Genomic DNA, 21,555 nt, shown 5'->3' with positions numbered 1-21,555 from the left:
AGCCTATCATGCCGCCAGTCTCTGATCTGATCGCCCAATCCGCCGCGCGTTCCTGCGTGGTTCACCGCAAGATCGCAGGCGCGATTTCACGCACCCCGGTGATCGCCTCGCGCCTGCCGATGGCAGAGGGCACGCGGCTTTTCTACAAAACCGAGAACTTTCAACACACCGGGTCGTTCAAGCTGCGCGGGGCCAGTGCCAAACTGACCACGGTGCCGCTGGACCGACCGGTCATCACCGCATCCTCCGGCAACCACGGCATCGCCTGTTCACGTGCCGCCCAGACCACGGGGCATGAATTGATCGTCGTGCTGCCCGAGACGGTCGTCGCCAAGAAACGCAAAACCATCGAAGGTTTTGGCACCAAGGTCGTGATCCATGGGTCGGATGCGTCGCTTTCGGAACGGCATGCGCAGGCCTTGGCCGAAGCCGAAGGCTACACCTATATCTCCCCCTACAACGACGCCGAGGTGATCGCGGGCCAAGGCACCGCCGCGCTGGAACTGCTCGACCAGATCGAAGGGATCGACACTGTCTTTATCTCGATGGGCGGGGGCGGGCTGATCTCTGGCATGGGGTCGGTGATCAAAGAGTTCTCGCCGCAAACCCGTGTGATCGGCGTGAGTGCCGCCAACAGCTGCGCTCTGGCGGCGTCGATCAAGGCGGGCAAGATCGTCGAGACGGACCATCTCGACACTTTGGCCGATGGCGTGGCGGGCGGGGTCGATGAGGGGTCGCTCACCCTGCCGATGGCAAGCGCGGTGATCGACGAGATCGTATATTGCAACGAAGAACAAATCGCCGCCGCGCTAAAGGTGCTGGCATGGGAAGAGAATATGTTGGTCGAAGGGGCCGCCGCCTTGGCGCTGGCGGCCTATCTGGCGGAGCCGCAGAAATACGCAGGCCAAACCTCTGCCGTTTTGCTTTGCGGGGGCAACTATGAGGTCGCGCAGTTGCGCAGCATTCTCTGATTGCAGCCCGGCCCGCTGTGGCGTCAGCGGGCCGGGGCTCTTTGCCTCAGGGCATGTCGAACCGCAGATCAACCCAACGGCCCACGGGGATGTCACAGGGCGCACCCCCGGCCCAGCCATCCTGCCAGATCACCTCGCGGGTACGGACATCAAGCGCCGCCATCCCCGCGTCATAGCTGCAATCGACATAGACCAACCGGTTGCCATTCGCATCCTGCGGCACTTCGATCTGCCACCCTTTGGACGCAAGCGGCGGGACATCCGTCAATCTGTAGTGGCCAAGCCCAATCCGTTCGAACCGCGCCGCTAGGGGCACCGCTGGCTCTTCGCTGCTGTCGTGGAACAGCCGGACAATCGGGCTCGCTTCTTTGATGAAACCATTGGCATCCACAGTCGTGTTCGCCCCAGTCCACAGGGATTGCCACGCGCCCCACGCCCCGGTTGCCCGCACGCGAAAGGCCAGACCCGGCGTGTCGATCCCCACTGCGATCTGCCACAAGTTCGCGCTCTGCCCGCCCAAGGTGCTGTTGCCGCAAAGCAGGCCAAAAACCCCATCCAGCGCCGAAAACGGATTGGCCCCAGCGGGTGCCTGTGCATGGGCGCCGCCATAGGCTGAGAAACTGCCCGAAAGCGCATGCGCGTCAAGGTCCGCCACAAGCGGCCCCGCATCCGCACCGATGCCGAAATCCCCCACGCGCAGCAGCCGTCCCACCGTCGCGTCACCCACGCTCTCCGTCAGCGCCGCGCCCGAGGCCATGCCGCTGGCGGCGTCAAAGGCCAGCGCGGTGGTCCACCCGCTGCCATCGGCGCTGACCTTGATGGCGAAATCATCCTGCCCCGCCGTGCCCATTTCGGCCCGTCCGGAAAAATCGGTCTGGAACAGCAGGCTCGCGGTATCGGCGGCGCTGGCTTTGTTGAGCTTCACCTGATGCCCCGCGCCTTCGTGGGTGAACAGGCTCGCCGGGGAAGAAACCGACAAGCGATTGCCGCTGTCGTGATCCGTGTTGATCCCCACCCCAGAGAGGTTCGCCAGATCGGGGGGCGACACCTCGGCCCATGCGCCCGCCACCCAACGGCGCAGGATCCCGATGGATTTATCCAAGGCAAGCCAGCCGTCCTGTGGCGCGCTGAACTGCCAGGTCTCTCCAATCCAGACGGCCAGTTCGCCGACATGACCCGCCCAAGCCGCCGTGGGGGCGGTGCCGAGGGCATGAACCTCCCCCGCCTGCGGCAGGGCGGGCGGCGTGTTGGCGTCGAAACCTTCGACCGCAAGCTGCACCAGAAGGTCCAGCCGTTGCAGCGCTTCGTTGTGGGTCACATGTTTCTGCGCCTGTGCCGGCATCAGATAGGGAAGGGACAGGCGCTCTGAGGTGTCGGGCATCGGGGCTCTCCGGGTTATGGGTCGCCTGAGACTGTGTGAAAGAAGTCTTTCCAGCCTGACAACCCACCGCTCGGGCGGGGCGCAACGGCGCGGGGGGCTTGCCCGGCCGCGCCCCGCGCGCAAATTGCTGAACCGGGCCGCTTTCACATTCGCCAATCCGCCCTAACTCCCTGTCAGGCGGCACCTTTTCAATCCGAAAGCCGCAGTCTAACATCCCGCCACCGGCACGCAGGAAAGGCCCACGCTTATGTCTATGACCAAGATCGCCGTTGTTGGCATCGGCTATGTCGGGCTGTCGAACGCGGTGCTTCTGGCGCAGCACAATGACGTGACGGCGGTGGATCTGAACGCGGACAGGGTGGCGCAGGTGAATGCGCGCCACGCGCCGATCGTCGACCCCGAGATCGAGCAATACCTCGCCCAAAAGCCGCTTACCCTCAAGGCCAGCACCGAGCCGGAGGCGGCATACCGTGAGGCCGACTATGTGCTGATCGCCACGCCGACGAACTATGGCCCGCGCACCAATGTTTTCGACACCTCCAGTGTCGAGGCCGTGGTGCGGGATGTTCTGGCGGTTACGAAAACGGCCACCATCGTTATTAAATCCACGGTGCCGGTGGGCTATACCGCAGGTCTGTCTGCCGCGTTGGACACCAATCAAGTGATCTTCAGCCCGGAATTCCTGCGCGAAGGCCGCGCGCTTTATGACAATCTGCACCCCTCGCGGATCGTCGTCGGCGAAGACAGCCCCCGTGCGCGGCGCTTTGCGCAACTGCTGGCCGAGGGGGCAATCGACGATGATATTCCCATGCTCTTTACCGGTGCCTCCGAGGCAGAGGCGGTCAAACTCTTCGCCAATACTTTCCTCGCCATGCGGGTGGCGTATTTCAATGAATTGGACAGCTATGCGCTGACCAATGGGTTAGACACGCGCCAGATTATCGACGGCGTCTGCCTCGACCCGCGCGTGGGCGGGCATTACAACAACCCATCTTTCGGCTATGGCGGCTACTGTTTGCCCAAGGATTCCAAGCAGTTGCTGGCGAACTATTCGGATGTGCCGCAGAACCTGATCAACGCCGTGGTCGAAGCGAACCGCACCCGCAAGGATTTTGTGTCAGAGCAGATCATGGCACTTGGCCCGCAGCGGGTGGGCATCTACCGGCTGGTGATGAAGACCGGGTCGGACAATTTCCGCCAAAGCTCGGTCCAAGGGATCATGAAACGGCTCAAGGCCAAGGGCATCGAAGTGATCGTCTATGAACCTGTGTTGCAGGAGGACCAGTTCTTTGGTTCGGAGGTCACCCGCGATCTGGAGGCCTTCAAGGCGCGCGCGGATGTGATCGTGGCAAACCGCAATCACCCCGATTTGGCGGATGTCCCGGACAAGGTCTTTACCCGCGACCTTTTTGGCGCGGATTAACGGATGGGCGGCACTCCTCAACGCGCTTTGGAATGGTGGGCCGCAGCGGGGCGAGGATAGCAGCCGTTGCCCGCCTTCCGCGACCGGAAGGCGGGTCTCACCACCGCCTAATCCGCGGTTGCCGGGGCCATAGGCGCAAGGTCCAACCCGCCCACCTGCGCCAGATGCTCCAGCAGGGCGTCGACCCCTTGACCGGACTTCAATGCGCAAAAGACCGTCGGCAGGACTGGCCGCATCCGCGCGCTGTCACGCTGCATGACCTCAAGCGAGGCCCCGACATGGGGCGCGAGATCGGTCTTGTTGATCACCAGAATGTCGGACTTGGTAATCGCCGGACCGCCTTTGCGGGGGATTTCCTCACCCGCTGCCACGTCGATCACATAAAGCGTCACATCCGCCAATTCAGGGCTGAAAGTGGCCGACAGATTGTCGCCGCCGCTTTCGATCAAGACCACGTCCACCTCAGGGTGGCGCGCGACCATCTCTGCCACGGCGGCAAGGTTGATCGAGGCATCTTCGCGGATTGCCGTATGCGGGCAGCCGCCGGTCTCGACCCCGATGATCCGGTCTTGGGGCAACACCTGCATCCGCATCAGCGCTTCGGCATCCTCTTGGGTGTAGATGTCATTGGTGATCACGCCGATTGACAGCCGGTCACGCAGGGCGCGGCAAAGCGCTGCCGTCAGGGTGGTTTTGCCCGCGCCCACGGGGCCGCCGATGCCGACGCGCAAAGGGCCGTTGTTGCGTTTCATGTGCGGAAAATCCTCGAATACTGGGTTTCGTGTTTCATGGCGGCGATGTCACTTAAAAAGGCGGTGGAGGAGAGATCGTCGAGCGTGCCCGCCGCCGCCGCCCCGGCAACTTCGAGACAGACTGCCGCGAGCGCGCGGATGACGATCTGCCCCTCGGTCTGCCCCAAGGGAATAAGGCGCATGCCTGCGGTGGCAAGATTGGCGGCAAAGGCGTGCAAGAACATCTCTAGCGTTTGGCGCAGCGGCAGCGCTTGCAGACGCGCCGCGTGTCCTACGGCAACCGGATAGCAAAGCGGCGGCAGGTCGACCTGCCAGATCGCGGCACTTGCGCGGGCAAAGGCTTCGCCTTGCAGCACGGTCTCTTTCAACCGTTCGGCAGAGGCTGCAAAGGCGCGGGCCTGCGCGTCGATCTCTGCCGGGTCATCCGCGCGATAGGCCGCCGCGAGGAAAAGCGCATCGGCCTGTCCCGCGCCGTGCCGCAGCACGCTGGACAGCCAGTCGGCCAACGCATCTTGATCCGTCACCGCCCCGTCCTGCACCGCCCATTCCAGCCCGTGGCTATAGGCAAATGCCCCCACCGGATAGGAGGGGGAGAGCATCTGCACCAGCGTCAGAAGCGCGTCGGCCTGCAGGGTTTCAGCCATGCGCGTGGTCGTGGTGCTGGGCGGGGTCGTGATCATGCGCATGGTCGTGATCATGAACGGCGTGATGGACATTGCCGTGGTCGTGCCCATGGGTGCGCCCATGGCCATAGGCGCCGCCTTCGGGGCGAAAGGGGGCGGTGATCTCTCGCGTGGCGGCACCAATCTGGCCAAGCATCTTGGCGATCACATGGTCGCGCTGGATCACAAGCCGGTCGGCGTCGATCTGGCAGGGGGTATGTCGGTTGCCGATGTGCCACGCGATGCGCGGCAGGTCGGGGCCGGTCACTTCCAGCAGGTCTTCGTCGGCGGCCACCACCTCAACCACGCGCCCGTCGGCCAGAACAAAAGCGTCGCCGTGGTCAAGCGAGATGGTCTGCGCCAAATCGACCAGAAACGGCAGCCCGCCCGCCGTGGTCAGCACCTTGCGGCGCAGAAAACGCCCGTCATAGGTCAGTTCTACCCGGTCACTGGCATCGGACCACGCTTCGGCGCGGCGCATGTCTTGGCATAGGATGGGGGTCATTTCGGTCTCTTCAAAACAGGAAATAGCGCTGCGCCATGGGCAGCACAGAGGCAGGTTCACAGGTCAGCAACTCACCGTCGGCGCGGACTTCATAGGTTTCGGGGTTCACCTCGACCTTGGGCAGCGCATCGTTCAGCTTTAGATCGCGCTTGCCGATCTCGCGGGTGTTGCGCACGGCGAGGGTTTGTTTGGCAAGGCCAAGCCTGCCGCCCACGCCCGCCGCCTCTGCCGCTTCGCTGATAAAGACCACGGCAGAGTTTTCCACCGCGCGGCCATAGGCCCCGAACATGGGCCGCGAATAGACCGGCTGCGGGGTCGGGATAGAGGCGTTTGGGTCGCCCATTTGCGCGCAGACGATGCTGCCCCCCAAAAGCACCATCTCGGGCTTCACTCCGAAAAAGGCGGGGTTCCACAGCACCAGATCGGCGCGCTTGCCCTCTTCGATGCTGCCGATATGGGTCGAGATGCCATGCGCGATGGCGGGGTTAATGGTGTATTTCGCAATGTAGCGGCGGACGCGGAAGTTGTCGTTCTCGCCCGTCTCTTCGGCCAGCCGCCCGCGCTGCTTTTTCATCTTGTCGGCGGTCTGCCATGTGCGGATCAAGACTTCTCCGACCCGGCCCATGGCCTGACTGTCGCTGGCGATGATGGAAAAGGCCCCCATGTCATGCAGGATGTCTTCAGCGGCGATGGTCTCTCTCCGGATGCGGCTTTCGGCAAAGGCCACGTCCTCGGGGATGGATTTATCAAGGTGGTGACAGACCATGAGCATGTCGAGATGCTCTTCCAGTGTGTTGACCGTGAAGGGCCGCGTGGGGTTGGTCGAGGAGGGCAGCACATGCGCTTCGCCGCAGATCTTGATGATATCCGGCGCATGGCCCCCGCCTGCGCCTTCGGTGTGGAATGCGTGGATCGTGCGGCCTTTCATGGCCTTTACGGTATGTTCGACAAAGCCGCTTTCATTCAGCGTGTCGGTGTGGATCATCACCTGCACATCCATGGAGTCGGCGACGCTCAGGCAGCAGTCAATCGCGGCGGGGGTGGTGCCCCAATCCTCATGCAGTTTCAGCGCACAAGCGCCCGCGTTGATCTGTTCTTCAAGGGCTGCGGGCTGTGAGGCGTTGCCTTTCCCCGCGAAGGCGAGGTTCATCGGAAAGGCATCTGCCGCCTGCATCATGCGCCCGATATGCCAGCCGCCGGGCGTGCAGGTGGTGGCCAATGTGCCATGCGCGGGGCCGGTGCCGCCGCCGAGCATGGTGGTCAGCCCCGAATGCAGCGCGTCTTCGATCTGTTGCGGGCAGATGAAATGGATGTGGCTGTCAAACCCGCCTGCGGTCAGGATGCGCCCTTCGCCCGCGATCACCTCGGTGCCCGGTCCGATGATGACATCGACCCCCGGTTGCGTGTCAGGGTTGCCCGCCTTGCCGATCTTGGCGATGCGCCCGTCTTTCAGCCCCACATCGGCTTTGTAGATGCCGGTATGGTCGACGATCAGCGCATTGGTGATGACCGTGTCCACGGCCCCGCCTGCTCGGGTCACCTGCGACTGGCCCATGCCGTCGCGGATCACCTTGCCGCCGCCGAATTTGACCTCTTCGCCATAGGCGGGGGCGTTTTGACCGCTGTGTTCGGTGGTCAGGTCGCGCTCAACTTCGATGATGAGGTCCGTGTCAGCCAGCCGCACCCGGTCGCCCACCGTGGGGCCGAACATGGCGGCATAGTCACCGCGTTTGATCTGTGCAGGCATCAGAGGTCTCCCATCACCGCGCTGTTAAAGCCAAAGATCCGCCGCGCCCCGCGGATCGGGATCAGCGATACCTCACGGCGTTGGCCGGGCTCGAACCGCACAGCGGTCCCCGCCGCGATATCAAGCCGGTGCCCCCGTGCCGCCGCGCGGTCAAACTCAAGCGCGGGGTTGCTCTCGGCGAAATGGTAGTGGCTGCCCACCTGCACCGGGCGGTCACCGGTATTGGCCACCATGAGCGTGATCGCCTCGCTGTCGGCATTCAGGGTCAGCAGGCCCGCCGCCGGAAAGATCTCTCCGGGGATCATGCTTTTGCTGTTTTCAGGTGGCGCATGGCAAGGATCAGGCCCGACAGCACAAAGGCCAGCCCGGCGACAATATAGACCGCCAGCGATCCGTCACTCTCTGCGCCATGGCCATGGGGGAGAGGCGCTGTATGGGCAAAGGCCGCCATGGCAAGCGACATGAGCGGCAGGGCAAGAAGGGGGGCAAAACGCGGCATGAAATGTCCTTATCTGATGGGGTTGTGCACGGTGACCAATTTGGTTCCGTCGGGGAAAGTGGCTTCGACTTGCACTTCGGGGATCATCTCGGCCACCCCCTCCATACAGTCGTCTCGGGTGATGACATGGGCACCGGCCTGCATCATATCGGCCACGCTGCGCCCGTCCCGCGCGCCTTCGACCACGGTGTCGGTGATCAGCGCGATGGCTTCGGGATGGTTCAGCTTGACCCCCCGCGCAAGGCGCTTGCGGGCGACCTCGGCGGCCATGGAGATCAGCAATTTGTCTTTTTCTCGCGGGGTCAGTTGCACGTCAGGTCATCCATGATCGGGGGAGGGTGTCACCGCTCAGTTCGCCCAAGATCGGGACGAGCGACTGGCGAAGGTCGAAACTGTCTGCCGCGAGGATCCGCGCGACCAGCAGGTCAGGGCCGATCAGACTGGCCCCGGCGCTGGCGGGCAATTGGCCGCGGAGCCGGGCAAGCCGCGCTTCGGCATCGGGCGCGACATAGATAATCGTGGCAAGGGCGCCCGCGCCCGCCGCGATATGAGAGGCCGCCAGATGGGCGGTGACATCGCCGCTAAGCGTCATCGCGTCGTGGAACAGCGGGCGTCCCGCGCGGCTGACCTCGATCCGGTCGCGGAAATGGGCCTGTCGAAGGGTTTCACCCATGGCGGCGCGGCCAAAGACCAGCGGCTCAACCAGCAGGAGGGAGGCATCTTGCGCCAGATCGACCGACAGCCGCCGCCGCAGCGCGCATCCGTCATAAAGGATCGTCTCTTGCGGCAGCCAATGCAGCGTCGCGCCGGAGTCTACGGCGAGGGTGTTGCGCAGGTTTGCCACTTGCCCCGGTTGCGCGCGATAGGCGCGTTCGGCGGCCTGCGTGGTGAGGCTGAGCGCGGCCTTGGCCTCTGCACGGGCGGTCAGGGTGAAGGCATCGCCGCCCGTGATGCCACCTGCGGAATTGATAATGATCGCTTGCAGCATCGCGGGGTCGGGGCGCGGAAACAGCAGCTTCATCGCGCCCGATTGCCGCAAATCCCCCAGCATCGAGCCACCCCGCGCGGCCTTGGCCGAGACCATCGCCGCACCGATCGCGCGCGGCTGCACGGGGGTCGCTTGGGGGCTGTTTATGCTGGTGTCGACGAGAATGAGAATGGCTCCGCCCGGAAAGGTATGATGATTTTTTAATCACCATAGAGACGGGGGAGAGTCATCGCCGAGGCGGTGCAGGGTCGCCAGCGCGCTGCATTTGCCCAAATAAAGGGCGGAAATTCGCGGATGTGTCGTAATCTTGGGCGGTCCAAGAATGGCGCGGCGGCCCCGCGTTGAGGGCCGCCGCTGTCGTCAAATCCCGATCAAGGGCGCAGCATGACCTTGCCGCCACGCCCGGTGGTCAGTGCGGCCTTCATCGCCTCGGTCACATCGGCCAGCGGGTAGGTGCCGCCTGTGTCGAGGGGGAGCTGCCCCTTCGCGGCGAGTTGCACCAGCTCACCAATCAGACGGCCCCGCGTCTCAGCCGCCATGTCACCACTGACGCGCGAACCCCAGAAGCCTTTGACGGTGATGTGCTTCATGATCAATTCGCCCGAGGACATGGAAAGCGGTTGGCCCGTCGCCGTGCCGAAAACGATCAATTCCCCATCCTTGCCCAGAAGCTCGACCAATTGACCGCCCAACTCACCGCCGACCGAGTCGATGGCCGAAACCGCGCCGTCTTTGCCGATCAACTCGCGCGCCTTGCTCTGCCAATCCGCATCTTCGGTGGAAAGCACGTTCTCCGCGCCGGTGTCGCGCATTTCTTCGGCGGCACCTTCGCGGCGGACGAGGTTCAGCAGCTTGATCCCGCGTGCCTTGGCCAGACCGACCATGATCTTGCCCACCGCGCCGTTGGCGGCGGTTTGGATCAACCATTCGCCTTCGCCGACCTTCAGGGTCTCCAGCAGGGACAGGGCGCTGAACGGCATGGCGATCAACTGCGCACCGGCCTCGTCCGAGATCGCCTCGGGCAGGGGCAGCAGGCCGGCAGCGGGGGCGGTGAAATACTCAGCCCATGCGCCGTGGAACCCGGCCGCCGTGACCCGTTTGCCGATCAGCGCTTCGTCAACGCCTTCGCCCACGGCCTCGACGATGCCAAGCGCTTCAGAGCCGCCGATGGCACCGGGCAGTTCGGGCTTGTAGCCATAGTTGCCGCGCACGGTCCAAAGGTCGTGGTTGTGAATGGGCGACAGCACCATGCGGACCAGCGCTTCGCCACCGGCGGGTGCGGGTTTGTCGGTTTCGCGGGTGGTCAGAACCTCGGCGGGCTCGCCGAATGTGTCGTGGATGGCAGCGAACATGCTGTTTCCTTTCAGGTTGGGAATTGGCCCCCAGTGGGGGAGAGTTGGGCAGAGGTTTCAGCGCGGGCCATGCGCAGGGCTGCATCGCTGCGCGCCAGTTTGGCCAGCACCGCCGCGCCGAGCCATTTGGCATAGAGCATGCGGGCGGTGGTTTCGGGGTCAGACAACGCACGAACGGTCCCATCCTCTGCGCCTTGGCGCAGCAATTGGGCAATCCGGGCGACCAATGCGTCGACACCCTGGTCCAGCGTCTCGCGCATGGAATCCGACAGGTCAGCCACTTCGGAGCCAAGTTTCACCACCAAACAAGCGCTGGCGATCCCCGGACCACTGGATTGGCTGAGCCATGCATCCCAAAAACTGTCGAGCTTGTGGCCCGCCGTTCCCGGGGCTGCAATCAGCGCATCGACGCGGTCGAGATAGGCCTCGATGTAATCGGCCAGCATCGCGGTGCCAAAAGCCTCTTTCGACGCGAAGTAATAGTAGAACGAGCCTTTGGGCACGCCGCTTTCGCTCAGGATCCGCGACAGGCCAACGCCAGAGAACCCGTGCCGCAGCACGAGGCTACGTCCGGTGTCCAAGATGCGTTGCCGCGTCTGATCTGATTTCTTTGCCTCTGTCATGAGTGGCATCTATGAAATAATAGACCGGTCGTCTAGTGCGCTCGCGTGAATGTGAGGCACGGACCCCGTGATGATTGGAAAGCGGTGAAAAAACCTATCCCTGCGCGATCTTATATATTAGATTCTCAGTAACGGCCCGACGCGCAACGATAAGGAATGGGATAGTAGAATGAACCAAAAGATTGCTCTGATCACAGGGGCCGGGAGCGGCGTCGGCCTCGCCTGCGCGCAGCGGTTGGCGAAAGACGGTTTCACTCTCGTTCTCACCGGGCGGCAGCAGGATAAGATCGACGCTGCCTGTGCTACGCTTGACGGGCAGGGGCATATCGCCGTGGCTGCGGACGTGGGGGTTGAGGCCGATGTCGACGCGCTTTTCGACAGAGTGGAGGCGACCTTCGGGCGGCTGGACCTGCTGTTCAACAATGCCGGGCGCAATGGTCCGGCGGTTGAGGTGGATGCGCTCAGCGTGGCGGAGTGGAATGACATCGTCGCGACCAATCTGACCGGGTCATTCCTCTGCGCCCGCGCGGCCTTCGCCTTGATGAAACGCCAAAGCCCAAAGGGCGGGCGGATCATCAACAACGGCTCGATCAGCGCCCATGTGCCGCGCCCGCTCTCGGTGCCATATACGGCGACGAAACACGCGATCACCGGGCTCACCCGCGCGCTGTCGCTCGATGGGCGCGCGCATGACATCGCGTGCGGGCAGATCGACATCGGCAATGCGGCCAGCGAGATGACGGAGCGGATGGCAGACGGCATCCTGCAACCCAACGGCAGCCGCATGTCCGAGCCGCGCATGGATGTGAACGACGTGGCCGAAACGCTGTCATACATGGCGAAGCTGTCGCTCGACTCCAACGCCATGTTTGTCACCGTGATGGCCACCAAGATGCCATTTGTCGGGCGCGGCTAAGCCGTCAAAGCACCTTGCCCGGGTTCATCAATTGGCCCGGGTCGAGCACGGCTTTGATCTGCTCCATCAACTCCAGCGCGACCGGGTCTTTATAGCGGCGCAGTTCGGCCCGTTTGAACGTGCCAATGCCATGTTCCGCCGAGAATGAGCCGCCCATCTGGTGCACGATATCATGCACGATGCGGTTGAACGTGCTGTATTCTGCAAGGAAATCGGCATCGGCCATATCGACGGGGCGCGACAGGTTGAAATGCAGGTTGCCGTCGCCGAAATGGCCAAAGGGGCAGGGGCGCAGTCCGGGCATATGTTCCATGCATGCTTGCGTCGCCTCGCGGATGAAATCAGCCACGCGCGAGACCGGCACGGATACGTCATGCTTAATCGACGCGCCCTCAGGCTTTTGCGCTTCTGAGAGGTTTTCCCGCAGCGCCCAAAGCGCGTCCTTCTGCGCTTCCGATGCGCCGATCACGGCGTCGATGATTTCTTCCGCCTCAAACGCTGCTTCCAACGCCGCCTCCAGCCGGGCATCAAGGTCGGCCTGCGCGCCATTGCCGGTGAGTTCGATCAGGCAATAGGCCGGATGGGTCTCTGCCATCGGGTCGCTACAGCCGGGCGCGTGGTCGATCACCATTTGCAGGCCAAGCCGGTCGATATATTCAAAAGTCGAGAGCGTGTCCGCCGTTTGGCCACGCATCCGGGCATAGAGCGCGAGCGCGGGGTCGGGGCCGGTGCAGGCCACCAGCGCCGTGGCGCGGGCGGTGGGCTTGGGGAAAAGCTTGATCACCGCTGCCGTGATGATGCCAAGCGTTCCTTCGGCCCCGATAAAGAGGTGTTTGAGGTCAAAGCCAGTGTTGTTTTTCCGCAGCCCGCCCAGATCATTCAGCACCCGGCCATCGGGCAGAACCGCTTCGATCCCCAGCACCAGATCGCGGGTATTGCCATAGCGCAGCACCGCCGTGCCGCCCGCGTTGGTCGAAAGATTGCCGCCGATCTGGCAGGACCCTTCGGAGGCGAGCGACAGCGGGAAGAGCGCATCAACCTCATCCGCAGCCGCTTGGATATTGGCGAGGATACAGCCCGCCTCAACCGTCATGGTTGCGTTGGTCGGATCGACCCCCCGAATGCGGTTCAACCGGTCAGTCGTGAGGATGATCCCGCCGTCCGGCACGCCGCCCCCAGCCAGACCGGTGTTGCCGCCCTGTGGGGTTACCGGTACCTGTGCGGCATGGCACAGACGCATGCAGGCGGCGACTTCCTCGGTGGAGCCGGGGCGGATGAGGGCCAGCGCCGTGCCGCGCCGCAGCCCGCGATCTTCGATCAGCCGCGCGTCGAAATCCTTGGCGTCGGTCACGACATGGGCGGCACCGATGGCTTGGCGCAGATCATCGAGCAGAGCGCTATGGTTTTGCCCGTCCGTTTCGGGCGCGCGGCGCGGCGCGGTCAGAGTGGTCATCTGGGTCATCCTTTAGCGCTGGTCGGCGTCGACTTTTTTCTGGGCCGCCGCGCGCAGCTTGCTGATCGTGGTGCGGGTCGAGATCTGCTCGGGGTCGGTTACAAGCTCGATCAGGGCCGGGCGGCCACTTTCGCGGGCGCGGATGAAGGCGGCGGCGAAATCCTCGGTCTTGGTAACCCGTTCCGCATGAGCGCCCAGCCCCTCGGCCATCTTGACGAAATCTTGGTTCTGCAAAGTGGTGCCCGAGATGCGCTCGGGGTGGTCGCGTTCTTGGTGCATGCGGATCGTGCCATAGATGCCGTTGTTGAACAGCAGCACGATGGGCCGCCCGCCATATTGCGCGGCGGTGGCAAGTTCATTGCCGCTCATCATAAAGCCGCCATCGCCGACGAAGGAGAGCGTCAGGCGCTCCGGCTCGGCAATCGAGGCCGCGACGGCGGCGGGCACGGAATAGCCCATCGCACCACAGGTCGAGCCGACAATCCGGCCCGGACGGCCAAAGCGCAGGAACCGTTGCGCCCAGCCGGTGTGGTTGCCCGCGTCGAGCGTGACCACCACATCATCGGGCAGCTCGTCGCGCAGCTGCGCAAGTGCCACCCCCATGTCGAGATCCCAGTCGCCGCCATTGGGCGCTTCGGTATCGGTGAGGTAATCGGCGTGGAGTTTCTCGCACCATGCGTCCCATGCCTCAGCGCGGCCCAGATCGACACCGTCCAAGGCGGCAGCGACAGAAACGGGTGCTGCAGCGATGCCCAGATCTGGCGAATAGACGCGCCCGATCTCATCCGCGTCGGGGTAGAGATGCACCAGCCGCGTCTCGGGGTTGGGCGATTGCATGGTGGTGTAGGTCTTGGTCGTCATCTCCCCCAAACGCGCGCCGATCACCACGAGCAGATCCGCATCGCGTTGATGCGCATAGAGGCTGGGCGCGGTAGAGGTGCCGAAATCCCCGGCATAGACCGGCGAGAGGTTGTTCACGATGTCTTGCCGCCGGAAGGACGTGGTGACGGGGATCTTGTTGGCCTCGGCAAAGCGGGTGATGGCCGCCGCACTCTCATCCGACCAGCCAGAGCCGCCGAGCAGCAGCAGGGGCCGTTCGGCCTGCGCGATCTCGGTCTTGAGCATGTCGAGATTGTCAGGCGACAGCCCAGCATGGGTCGCCGTATAGGGCCGCGCGTCGGCGACGGAGACCACCTCGGTCAGCATGTCTTCGGGCAGGGAGATCACCACCGGACCGGGGCGGCCCGAGGTCGCCACGCGGAAGGCGCGGGCCATATATTCCGGCACCCGCGCCGGGTCGTCGATCTGGGTGGCCCATTTGGCGATGGGGCCAAACATGGCGCGGTAGTCGACTTCTTGAAACGCCTCACGGTCGGTCGTGTCGCGGGCGATCTGCCCCACCAGGAGGATCATCGGCGTGCTGTCTTGTTGCGCGATATGAACGCCGATGGCCGCGTGGCAGGCGCCGGGGCCGCGGGTGACCATGCAGATGCCGGGGGTGCCGGTCAGCTTGCCATAGGTCTCGGCCATATTGGCGGCCCCGGCTTCGTGCCGCGCGTTGATGAGGGTGAAACGGTCCTGCACATCATGCAGCGCATCGAGCACCTCAAGATAGCTTTCGCCGGGCACGCAGTAGGCGGTGTCGGCACCGTGGATCAGCAGTTGATCCACAAGGACCTGTCCGCCGGTCCGGGCCTTGAGGGAAGTTTTTTGCAGCATGGAGAAGGCTCCGTTTCGTTCGTTCTAAGATTTAAGTATGTGTGGCGGCTTGGCTTTTCGGGTTGGGGTTCCTGGCCTTTTGGAAGGCCAGGATAACGCCCGCGATGACCAACCCCGAGGCGGTGAGCCGCAGATCGGGGTAGATCAGCAGCAAGGACGCCCCGAACAGCACCACCGACAGCACATTGGACAGTCTGCCGAAGTAGTAGCGCTGCAAGGCGGCGGCCAGCAGGATGACGCCAATGGTGGCCTGCAACAGGACCAGCGTGATCTGGGTGACCGAACCCTGCATCAGGATCGCCGGTTCATAGACGAACATGAAGGGCACGATAAAGCCGGTGGCACCGAGTTTCACCGCAGCCCAACTCGCCTCGACGATCTTGGCGTGCGATAGGGTGTTGGCTGCATAGACCGCCATGGCGACGGGGGGTGTGATGGCCGACAGGATGGCGAAGTAGAACACAAAGAGGTGCGCCGCTTCGACCTGTACGCCCAGCTTCACCAGCGCCGGAACCAGCAGGGCGACCTGCACGATATAGGCGGGTGTTGTCGGCATTCCCATACCAAGAATGATACCCGCAATCATCGACAGGAACAGCGCGATGACCAGCGTGTCTTGGGCCGCTTCGATCACGAAGTTCGAGAAGGTGAGGCCAAGACCGGTGATGTCGATCACGCCCACAACGATGCCCGCACAGGCACAGGCCGCAGCAATCGCCAACACGTTGCGCGCGCCGCCCTCAAGCGCTTCGAGGATGTTGTCGATGGTGACGTAATGCCGTGTCGTCTTGCGCAGGGCCGCGACCGGCACGACCGAGATGATACCGCAAAGTGCTGCATAGGGAGCAGAGTAGCCCATCATCAGCACGCCCACGATAATCGCCAACGGCAAGAACAGGTGGCCGCGTTCAAGCAGCACGATCTTCAGCGGCACTTGATCCTCTTTCGGGACTGAGCCGATGCCCTTGCGCTTGGCCTCAAAATGGACCGCCGCGAAGAGCGCGACATAGAACAGAACCGCGGGGGCCAGCGCATATTTCGCGACCGTCAGGTATCCCACGCCGAGATATTCCGCCATGACAAAGGCCGCAGCCCCCATCACGGGGGGCATGATCTGCCCGCCCGTCGACGCCACGGCCTCAACCGCGCCCGCGAAGGCGGGTTTGAACCCCATGCGTTTCATCAGCGGAATAGAGAAGGTGCCGGTCGTCATCACATTGGCCACGGCAGAGCCAGAGACCGAGCCGAAGAGGCCGGAGGTCACACAGGCCACCTTGGCCGGGCCGCCGACCTGACGCCCCGTAAGCGCCACCGCAAAATCCATAAAGAGCTGTCCGACGCCCATCCGCTCGACCAACGAGCCGAAGAGAATGAAGAGCACCATATAGGTTGCCGAGACCGCGATCGGGATGCCGAAGATGCCTTCGGGTGTCATGAACAATTGCTCAAGGATCACCGACGGCAGGGTGGAGGTGAAAGCCAGACCGTAGCCGAGAAACAGCAGGGCGGTAATCGGCAGCATCGGCCCGAGCATCCGTCGAGTTGCCTCAAGCAGCAGAACCACAAGAGTGATCCCCACCACGATATCCATCGGCATCAGAGGGTCGACGTAGAGAAACCGCTGCGTGATGTAATTAAGGTTAAAGGAAGGATAGAGTGCGGCCCCCGCCGCGATAAGCCCGATGACCACATCATACCAACTGGGCACATCATTGCGCAGACCCTTGCGGTTCACCGTCAAGAAAATCAGCAGCAGCGCCAGGGCGACGTGCACGCCGCGCATAATATAGGGGTTAGGCGGGCCAACGAAGGCGACGTAGAGATGCCAAGCAGCCATGCCGATCAGGATCAGCCTTGCTATACGGGTAATCAGGGGCATCTTGTCCAGAAAGATCGACAGTTGCATGGGGGTTCTCGCGTCTAGAGTGGAAGGCGGCCCTTATGCGTCATCGCGCGGAATGCGCGGGGCAGGGCCTTTAGGGGTGTAGGTCGGACGGAGCATGGCCCCGGCCGACCCGTTTCTCGTCAGGGGTGGATTACATCCCCGAGACGCCACGCTCTGCGTAGAACTCTTTCGCGGCGGGGTGGAAGGGCACGCCGATGTCGGTGGCCATTTCCTCAACCGTCAGGTCAGCCATGGATTTGCTGATCGCGGCAAAGCTGTCGTTGTTGTCAGCAATCGCGCCGAGCACCGATTTGATGATCTCACCGTCATAGTCGCAGGGCGCGACCATATGGGTGTCGTAGCTGATCGCATGCACGGTCTCATCGAAACCGGGATAGGCGCCCGCTTTGACTTCGCGACGCTGGAAGGCGGCGTTCTTGTCTTTGAAATAGGCAAAGGTCTCTTCGTCCACGTCGATCAGACGGATTTTGCGCGAGGATGCCAGATCCATGACCGAACCGGTCGGCAGCGACGAGCCAAGGGTGAAGAAATCGGCCTGACCGTCTTTCATCTGCGAAGCAGAGTCGGAATAGGACGTGTTGGCCACGCTATCGAGATCATCGAACGTCATGTCAGCGGTCGATAAAAGCTCGCGCGTCAGGAATTCGCCGGTGTTGCCAAGCTGCTGCGTGGTCAGGCGTTTGCCCTTCATGTCGGCGATGGTCTTGATGCCGGAATCCTCAAGCGCGACGATCTGGAAATACTGCGGATAGAGAATGCCAAGGTTGCAGACATTGGTGGTCGCCTTGCGGAAAGGCTCTTTGCCCGACAGGCTGTCCACGGTCGAGATCGAGTTGGCGAATGCGATGCCAAAGCGGCCCGCGTCCACGCCGACCACGTTGGACACGCCCGCGCCCGGCGTGACGGTGATGTCCATGCCTGGGTTCTCACGCTCAACAATCGCCTTGATCGCGCCGCCCACGGGATACCACGACCCGCCCTGCTGGCCGGTGGCCATGACAAAGCTCTGCGCATGTGCGGCGACGCCGGCGACGGTGAAAAGGATGGTGGCCGCGGCTGTGCGGCGCAGTGATTTCAACATTGGTGACATAGAAACTCCTCCCGAGTTTTAACTGTGTATCGGCAGTAACTGGATGGGTTCCGGGCTCCCCCCTGACATCCTCTTGCCGTAGGACCGCAGACTGCGGGGGAATCGTCAGCCTGTCAATTAAAAATACAAATTTAGGGGGATTTCCTCTTACTTGTAATGTTGTATTCTGCTTGTAATGCAGCGAATGGCCCTAGTTACTGATTATTGACAGCTTGTCATACAGGTGCTCCAATCGGCGAAAGGATGTTGTTATCATGACTGGAAATCTTCAGGCGACTGCGCTCCTCGTCGATGGCGCGACGCTCAGCGATCAAGTGACGGAAGTCCTGCGCCATAATGTCGTGAATGGCATCTGGGGCGTGGGGGATGTGCTGCCGTCGGAAACCACCTTGGCCAGCGATTTCGATGTCAGCCGCACCGTGATCCGGGAGGCTGTCTCGCGGCTCAAGGCGGAAGGCATGCTTTCCAGCCGGCAGGGGCGTGGGGCATTTGTGGCCAGTGATCGGCCCCGGCAGGGCTTTGCGATTCCTGAGCGGGATATGGAAAGCCAGCGCAAGCTTGAGCAGATCCTAGAGTTGCGCATGGGGCTTGAGATCGAAGCCGCCGCCATCGCTGCCGCCCGTGCAACGCCCGAAGCCTGCCAGGAGATCCAGCGCGCCGCCGCCGCCTATGACCAAAGCAACAAAATCGGCGGCCCCGCGGTTGCGAGTGGGGTCAGCGCCGACCTCGCCTTTCACCGCGCGGTTTGTGAGGCGACCGGGAACAGCTATTATCTCAGCCTTTTCAACTACCTTGTCGCCAGCCTGCGCGAGACGATGCTGGCCGGGCGTTTGCAAGCATTGAAACGCGGCGGCGAAAGCCGGGACGCCATTCAGGAACACTATGACATTGCGGCCTCTATTGCTCAGGGCGATGCCGAACGGGCGCGCCAGCGGATGCGCGACCACCTTCAAATGTCGAGCGGGCGTCTCTTGGCGCAGCTCAAGACAGAGGATGGGTTGGGCGAGTGACGGTTCCTGCCGCGCTCCAAGCCGCCCTCGCGCGGCCCGCATCGTTGACCATCGCGCTTAGCGGGGGGATCGATAGCCTCACCCTCTCTGCCGCCGCGGCCAAGGTGCGGGGGACGGAGGGGGTTACGCTTTGCCACGCGGTTTCGGCTGCGGTCCCTTCGGCGGCGACCGCCCGGGTGAAAGACTTTGCAGCCGCTTGGGGCCTGCCGCTGAAACTGGTAGATGCGGGCGAATTCGCCGATCCGTCCTACCGCGCCAACCCGGTGAACCGCTGCTATTTCTGCAAGTCGAACCTCTATGGCACATTGGCGCGGATGGGGCCGTTGGTGGCGGCGGGCACCAATACCGACGATCTGTCAGACTACCGCCCCGGTTTGCAGGCTGCGGCGGAGCATAGCGTGCTGCACCCGTTCGTCGATGCGCAGATGTCAAAAGCCGATGTGCGGGCCTTGGCGCGGGCGCTTGGGCTGGGGGAACTGGCCGAACTGCCCGCGGCCCCTTGTTTGGCCAGCCGGATTGAGACCGGCCTGCGGGTGGAGCCTGCGGATCTGGCGGTGATCGATCGCGTCGAAACCCTGCTGCGTGCGGCGTTGGGCAATGTCACCCTGCGCTGCAGACGCTTGCGCGGGGGGTGGGTGGTTGAGCTTGATCCGCCTATTTACGAAGGTCTTTCCGCCCAAAAGCGCGCGGCGATTCTGACGCAGGTCCGGCGGGCCACGGACGACGGGCGCGCGGTGGATCTGCGGGCCTATTCAAGAGGAAGTGCATTTGTCCATCAATGAGAAAGGCCCCGACGGGCATCCGGACGTGACCTTTGACCGGGGGCGCGGGGGGCGCATCGGCATCGAAGAAGCCGTGCTTTGCGAGCATAAATCAGTGCCGCAAATCGCCGCGATCATCGGTGACGCGGCGACGGAGGGGCGCAGGCTTCTCTTGACCAGGCTGACGGCAGAGCAGTTCGGCGACCTGCCAGAAAATATGCGTCAGTTGGTTGATTACTGCGCCGCCTCTCGCACCGCCATTCTCGGAGAGGTTGGCCCGTTGGCCAGCACCCCACGCATCGGTTTGGTCAGCGCGGGGACGTCAGACTATGCCCCGATGGAAGAGGCGAAGCGTACGTTGGCTTACGGTGGAATGGACGCGACCGAAGTGTCAGACGTGGGCGTGGCCGGGCTTTGGCGTCTGCTCACGCGGGAGGAGTTGTTGCGCGAAATGGATGTGGTGATCGTCTTCGCCGGGATGGACGCGGCCCTGCCGTCGGTCGTGGCCGGGCTGGTGCCGGGGGTGGTCATTGGTGTGCCGACCTCCGTGGGCTATGGTGTGGCCCGCGGCGGGAGGGTCGCGCTCGATTCGATACTTGCCAGCTGCGCGCCGGGGGTGACGGTGGTGAATATCGACAACGGCTATGGGGCTGCGACTTCGGCCTTGCGGCTGGCCAATATGATGCGCCGCGCCGCGGCGGGAGGGTAGCCGGTGACAACACCGAAACTGAAGATCAAGAAACGGCAGACACTGGCCGATCAGCTTTACGGGCAGGTGCTTGAGCAGATCGTGTCGAACAAACTGGTGCAGGGCGAAAAGCTGCCTTCGGAAAACCAGATCGCCACAGCCTTTGGCGTGTCCCGCCCCGTGGTGCGCGAAGCGCTGCGTAAATTGCAAGAGGACGGGCTGGTCGAGGCGCGGCGCGGCGTGGGTACTTTTGTGCGGCGGCGGCCTTCGGAAAAGCTGATCGAATACGCCACGGCGGGGTCGGTTGCCGGGCTGATGCGCGCGATGGAGGCGCGGATCACGATTGAAAAAGCCACCGCGCATATGGCCGCGCAACGGGCCAGCCCCAAGGATATCGCCCGGATCGAGGCCGCGCTGCAGACGCTTGAGGCGTCGATGCAGGCGCGCAACCCTTCCTTCGATGCCGATTACCAATTCCACCGCGCCATCGCGGCGGCCTCGGGCAATGAGGTTTTCCTTCAGATGCTCGACTGCGCGCGCGAGTCGATCGAACAGGGGATCGACGTGGCGCAAAAACTGACCCGCCAAGGCTCGCAAGCGCGGATCGACGTGGTGATCAATGAGCACCGCCAAATCCTTGAAGCGATCCGTGCGGGCGACAGCGAAGTTGCGGGCGTATCGATGGCCTATCACCTGTTGCAGGCGCGGGCCCGGATCACCGACCACGCCGGTATCGCATGACGCCAACACCCCGAAAGGCCCCTTTATGATCTACGACCACCGCACCTATTGCTGCCGCCCCGGCACGATCAAGAAACACCTCGCCCTCTATGCGGAGTTCGGCTTTCCCGCCCAAAAGCGTACTCTTGGCGAGCCAGTGATCTATGCTCAGGTCGAGACGGGGGATGTGAACTCCTTCGTGCATATCTGGGCCTATGAGAATGCCGCCGACCGCGCAGCACGCCGCGCGCAGATGGCGGCGGATACTGAGTGGCAGGCTTATCTGAAGAAGAGCGCAGAGGCGGGATATCTCGTGAGCCAGACCAATAAGATCCTCATGCCCGTACCGCTCGAAGGTTAAGCGGTACGCCTCCGGCTTGAGGGTTCAG

General features: G+C 63.2%; 23 protein-coding genes. 8 read left to right on the top strand and 15 right to left on the bottom strand.

Annotated features, from left to right (window positions below):
* Window positions 1–8 precede the first annotated feature (8 nt).
* On the top strand, window positions 9–971 hold the full coding sequence (locus B5M07_RS17245) for a threonine ammonia-lyase (protein WP_120352457.1): 963 nt from the start codon (window positions 9–11) through the stop codon (window positions 969–971).
* A 46-nt stretch (window positions 972–1,017) separates the two neighbouring features.
* On the opposite strand, the gene B5M07_RS17240 is transcribed toward B5M07_RS17245, so the two are convergent.
* A complete protein-coding gene (locus B5M07_RS17240) occupies window positions 1,018–2,352 on the bottom strand; it encodes a DUF2793 domain-containing protein (RefSeq protein WP_120352421.1) in 1,335 nt (444 codons plus the stop codon).
* Between the two features lie 247 nt (window positions 2,353–2,599).
* Between B5M07_RS17240 and B5M07_RS17235 the strand changes: the two genes are divergently transcribed.
* A complete protein-coding gene (locus B5M07_RS17235; protein ID WP_120352420.1) occupies window positions 2,600–3,775 on the top strand; it encodes a nucleotide sugar dehydrogenase in 1,176 nt (391 codons plus the stop codon).
* 107 nt (window positions 3,776–3,882) lie between these two features.
* Here B5M07_RS17235 and ureG read toward each other — a convergent pair whose 3' ends face one another.
* From ureG to B5M07_RS17185, 10 genes are all read right to left on the bottom strand, one after another.
* Window positions 3,883–4,527, bottom strand: coding sequence for an urease accessory protein UreG (gene ureG / locus B5M07_RS17230; protein WP_120352419.1), 645 nt, complete (start codon window positions 4,525–4,527; stop codon window positions 3,883–3,885).
* Window positions 4,524–5,171: an urease accessory protein UreF gene (locus tag B5M07_RS17225; protein WP_120352456.1), complete on the bottom strand. Its 648-nt coding sequence runs from the start codon at window positions 5,169–5,171 to the stop codon at window positions 4,524–4,526. The genes ureG and B5M07_RS17225 overlap by 4 nt, the downstream gene beginning before the upstream one ends.
* Window positions 5,164–5,694 (bottom strand): urease accessory protein UreE, encoded by a 531-nt coding sequence (ureE, locus tag B5M07_RS17220; protein ID WP_120352418.1) that lies wholly within the window; start codon window positions 5,692–5,694, stop codon window positions 5,164–5,166. Before ureE ends, B5M07_RS17225 begins: the two co-directional genes overlap by 8 nt.
* Before the next feature lie 10 nt (window positions 5,695–5,704).
* Window positions 5,705–7,441, bottom strand: a complete 1,737-nt coding sequence (ureC, locus tag B5M07_RS17215; protein WP_120352417.1) for an urease subunit alpha — start codon at window positions 7,439–7,441, stop codon at window positions 5,705–5,707.
* Entirely contained in the window at window positions 7,441–7,746 is a 306-nt protein-coding gene (locus B5M07_RS17210; RefSeq protein ID WP_067630724.1) for an urease subunit beta, read from the bottom strand. Before B5M07_RS17210 ends, ureC begins: the two co-directional genes overlap by 1 nt.
* A complete protein-coding gene (locus B5M07_RS17205) occupies window positions 7,743–7,940 on the bottom strand; it encodes a hypothetical protein (RefSeq protein WP_067941446.1) in 198 nt (65 codons plus the stop codon). The genes B5M07_RS17210 and B5M07_RS17205 overlap by 4 nt, the downstream gene beginning before the upstream one ends.
* A gap of 9 nt (window positions 7,941–7,949) precedes the next feature.
* The gene (locus B5M07_RS17200) at window positions 7,950–8,252 is read right to left on the bottom strand and encodes an urease subunit gamma (RefSeq protein WP_067263701.1); all 303 of its coding nucleotides are present in this window, start codon (window positions 8,250–8,252) and stop codon (window positions 7,950–7,952) included.
* Between the two features lies 1 nt (window position 8,253).
* Window positions 8,254–9,051, bottom strand: coding sequence for an urease accessory protein UreD (locus tag B5M07_RS17195; RefSeq protein ID WP_368073837.1), 798 nt, complete (start codon window positions 9,049–9,051; stop codon window positions 8,254–8,256).
* Window positions 9,052–9,299: 248 nt separating this feature from the next.
* Window positions 9,300–10,280, bottom strand: a complete 981-nt coding sequence (locus tag B5M07_RS17190) for a zinc-binding dehydrogenase (protein WP_120352416.1) — start codon at window positions 10,278–10,280, stop codon at window positions 9,300–9,302.
* 11 nt (window positions 10,281–10,291) lie between these two features.
* Window positions 10,292–10,903 (bottom strand): TetR/AcrR family transcriptional regulator, encoded by a 612-nt coding sequence (locus B5M07_RS17185; protein ID WP_120352415.1) that lies wholly within the window; start codon window positions 10,901–10,903, stop codon window positions 10,292–10,294.
* A gap of 169 nt (window positions 10,904–11,072) precedes the next feature.
* On the opposite strand from B5M07_RS17185, the gene B5M07_RS17180 reads away from it, so the two are divergent.
* Complete coding sequence (locus tag B5M07_RS17180; RefSeq protein WP_120352414.1) at window positions 11,073–11,819, top strand: SDR family oxidoreductase; 747 nt, start codon at window positions 11,073–11,075, stop codon at window positions 11,817–11,819.
* A 4-nt stretch (window positions 11,820–11,823) separates the two neighbouring features.
* Here the strand turns inward: B5M07_RS17180 and B5M07_RS17175 are convergent, their stop codons facing one another.
* From B5M07_RS17175 to B5M07_RS17160, 4 genes are all read right to left on the bottom strand, one after another.
* A complete protein-coding gene (locus tag B5M07_RS17175; protein WP_120352413.1) occupies window positions 11,824–13,272 on the bottom strand; it encodes an FAD-binding oxidoreductase in 1,449 nt (482 codons plus the stop codon).
* Between the two features lie 12 nt (window positions 13,273–13,284).
* The gene (locus tag B5M07_RS17170; protein WP_120352412.1) at window positions 13,285–14,991 is read right to left on the bottom strand and encodes a thiamine pyrophosphate-binding protein; all 1,707 of its coding nucleotides are present in this window, start codon (window positions 14,989–14,991) and stop codon (window positions 13,285–13,287) included.
* 31 nt (window positions 14,992–15,022) lie between these two features.
* Window positions 15,023–16,897 carry a TRAP transporter permease gene (locus B5M07_RS17165; protein ID WP_120352411.1) on the bottom strand — a complete coding sequence of 625 codons (1,875 nt, stop codon included), beginning with the start codon at window positions 16,895–16,897 and terminating at the stop codon, window positions 15,023–15,025.
* A 130-nt stretch (window positions 16,898–17,027) separates the two neighbouring features.
* A complete protein-coding gene (locus tag B5M07_RS17160; RefSeq protein WP_254694007.1) occupies window positions 17,028–17,987 on the bottom strand; it encodes a TAXI family TRAP transporter solute-binding subunit in 960 nt (319 codons plus the stop codon).
* Between the two features lie 254 nt (window positions 17,988–18,241).
* Between B5M07_RS17160 and B5M07_RS17155 the strand changes: the two genes are divergently transcribed.
* Genes B5M07_RS17155 through B5M07_RS17135 form a run of 5 tightly spaced genes read left to right on the top strand, consistent with a single transcriptional unit; the run spans window position 18,242 to window position 21,527 of the window.
* On the top strand, window positions 18,242–18,997 hold the full coding sequence (locus B5M07_RS17155) for a FadR/GntR family transcriptional regulator (protein ID WP_120352409.1): 756 nt from the start codon (window positions 18,242–18,244) through the stop codon (window positions 18,995–18,997).
* On the top strand, window positions 18,994–19,779 hold the full coding sequence (locus tag B5M07_RS17150) for an adenine nucleotide alpha hydrolase (RefSeq protein WP_120352408.1): 786 nt from the start codon (window positions 18,994–18,996) through the stop codon (window positions 19,777–19,779). Before B5M07_RS17155 ends, B5M07_RS17150 begins: the two co-directional genes overlap by 4 nt.
* Window positions 19,766–20,467, top strand: a complete 702-nt coding sequence (larB, locus tag B5M07_RS17145) for a nickel pincer cofactor biosynthesis protein LarB (protein WP_441351413.1) — start codon at window positions 19,766–19,768, stop codon at window positions 20,465–20,467. Before B5M07_RS17150 ends, larB begins: the two co-directional genes overlap by 14 nt.
* Before the next feature lie 3 nt (window positions 20,468–20,470).
* Window positions 20,471–21,187 (top strand): FadR/GntR family transcriptional regulator, encoded by a 717-nt coding sequence (locus tag B5M07_RS17140; RefSeq protein WP_120352407.1) that lies wholly within the window; start codon window positions 20,471–20,473, stop codon window positions 21,185–21,187.
* A 25-nt stretch (window positions 21,188–21,212) separates the two neighbouring features.
* The gene (locus B5M07_RS17135) at window positions 21,213–21,527 is read left to right on the top strand and encodes an NIPSNAP family protein (protein ID WP_120352406.1); all 315 of its coding nucleotides are present in this window, start codon (window positions 21,213–21,215) and stop codon (window positions 21,525–21,527) included.
* Window positions 21,528–21,555: the final 28 nt, after the last annotated feature.

The sequence above is a fragment of the Sulfitobacter sp. D7 genome (assembly GCF_003611275.1).
Classification (GTDB): Bacteria; Pseudomonadota; Alphaproteobacteria; order Rhodobacterales; family Rhodobacteraceae; genus Sulfitobacter; species Sulfitobacter profundi.
This window is presented reverse-complemented; position numbering and strand designations above follow the sequence as displayed.

Bases quoted from the DNA above. Each gene is read 5' to 3' on its own strand.
- B5M07_RS17245 (WP_120352457.1), top strand. From the start codon at position 9: ATGCCGCCAGTCTCTGATCTGATCGCCCAATCCGCCGCGCGTTCCTGC.
- B5M07_RS17180 (WP_120352414.1), top strand. From the start codon at position 11,073: ATGAACCAAAAGATTGCTCTGATCACAGGGGCCGGGAGCGGCGTCGGC.
- B5M07_RS17205 (WP_067941446.1), bottom strand. From the start codon at position 7,940: ATGCCGCGTTTTGCCCCCCTTCTTGCCCTGCCGCTCATGTCGCTTGCC.
- B5M07_RS17190 (WP_120352416.1), bottom strand. From the start codon at position 10,280: ATGTTCGCTGCCATCCACGACACATTCGGCGAGCCCGCCGAGGTTCTG.
- B5M07_RS17240 (WP_120352421.1), bottom strand. From the start codon at position 2,352: ATGCCCGACACCTCAGAGCGCCTGTCCCTTCCCTATCTGATGCCGGCA.
- B5M07_RS17135 (WP_120352406.1), top strand. From the start codon at position 21,213: ATGATCTACGACCACCGCACCTATTGCTGCCGCCCCGGCACGATCAAG.
- B5M07_RS17185 (WP_120352415.1), bottom strand. From the start codon at position 10,903: ATGACAGAGGCAAAGAAATCAGATCAGACGCGGCAACGCATCTTGGAC.
- B5M07_RS17175 (WP_120352413.1), bottom strand. From the start codon at position 13,272: ATGACCACTCTGACCGCGCCGCGCCGCGCGCCCGAAACGGACGGGCAA.
- ureC (WP_120352417.1), bottom strand. From the start codon at position 7,441: ATGCCTGCACAGATCAAACGCGGTGACTATGCCGCCATGTTCGGCCCC.
- B5M07_RS17210 (WP_067630724.1), bottom strand. From the start codon at position 7,746: ATGATCCCCGGAGAGATCTTTCCGGCGGCGGGCCTGCTGACCCTGAAT.
- B5M07_RS17155 (WP_120352409.1), top strand. From the start codon at position 18,242: ATGACTGGAAATCTTCAGGCGACTGCGCTCCTCGTCGATGGCGCGACG.
- B5M07_RS17235 (WP_120352420.1), top strand. From the start codon at position 2,600: ATGTCTATGACCAAGATCGCCGTTGTTGGCATCGGCTATGTCGGGCTG.
- B5M07_RS17170 (WP_120352412.1), bottom strand. From the start codon at position 14,991: ATGCTGCAAAAAACTTCCCTCAAGGCCCGGACCGGCGGACAGGTCCTT.
- ureE (WP_120352418.1), bottom strand. From the start codon at position 5,694: ATGACCCCCATCCTATGCCAAGACATGCGCCGCGCCGAAGCGTGGTCC.
- ureG (WP_120352419.1), bottom strand. From the start codon at position 4,527: ATGAAACGCAACAACGGCCCTTTGCGCGTCGGCATCGGCGGCCCCGTG.
- B5M07_RS17160 (WP_254694007.1), bottom strand. From the start codon at position 17,987: ATGTCACCAATGTTGAAATCACTGCGCCGCACAGCCGCGGCCACCATC.
- B5M07_RS17225 (WP_120352456.1), bottom strand. From the start codon at position 5,171: ATGGCTGAAACCCTGCAGGCCGACGCGCTTCTGACGCTGGTGCAGATG.
- B5M07_RS17165 (WP_120352411.1), bottom strand. From the start codon at position 16,897: ATGCAACTGTCGATCTTTCTGGACAAGATGCCCCTGATTACCCGTATA.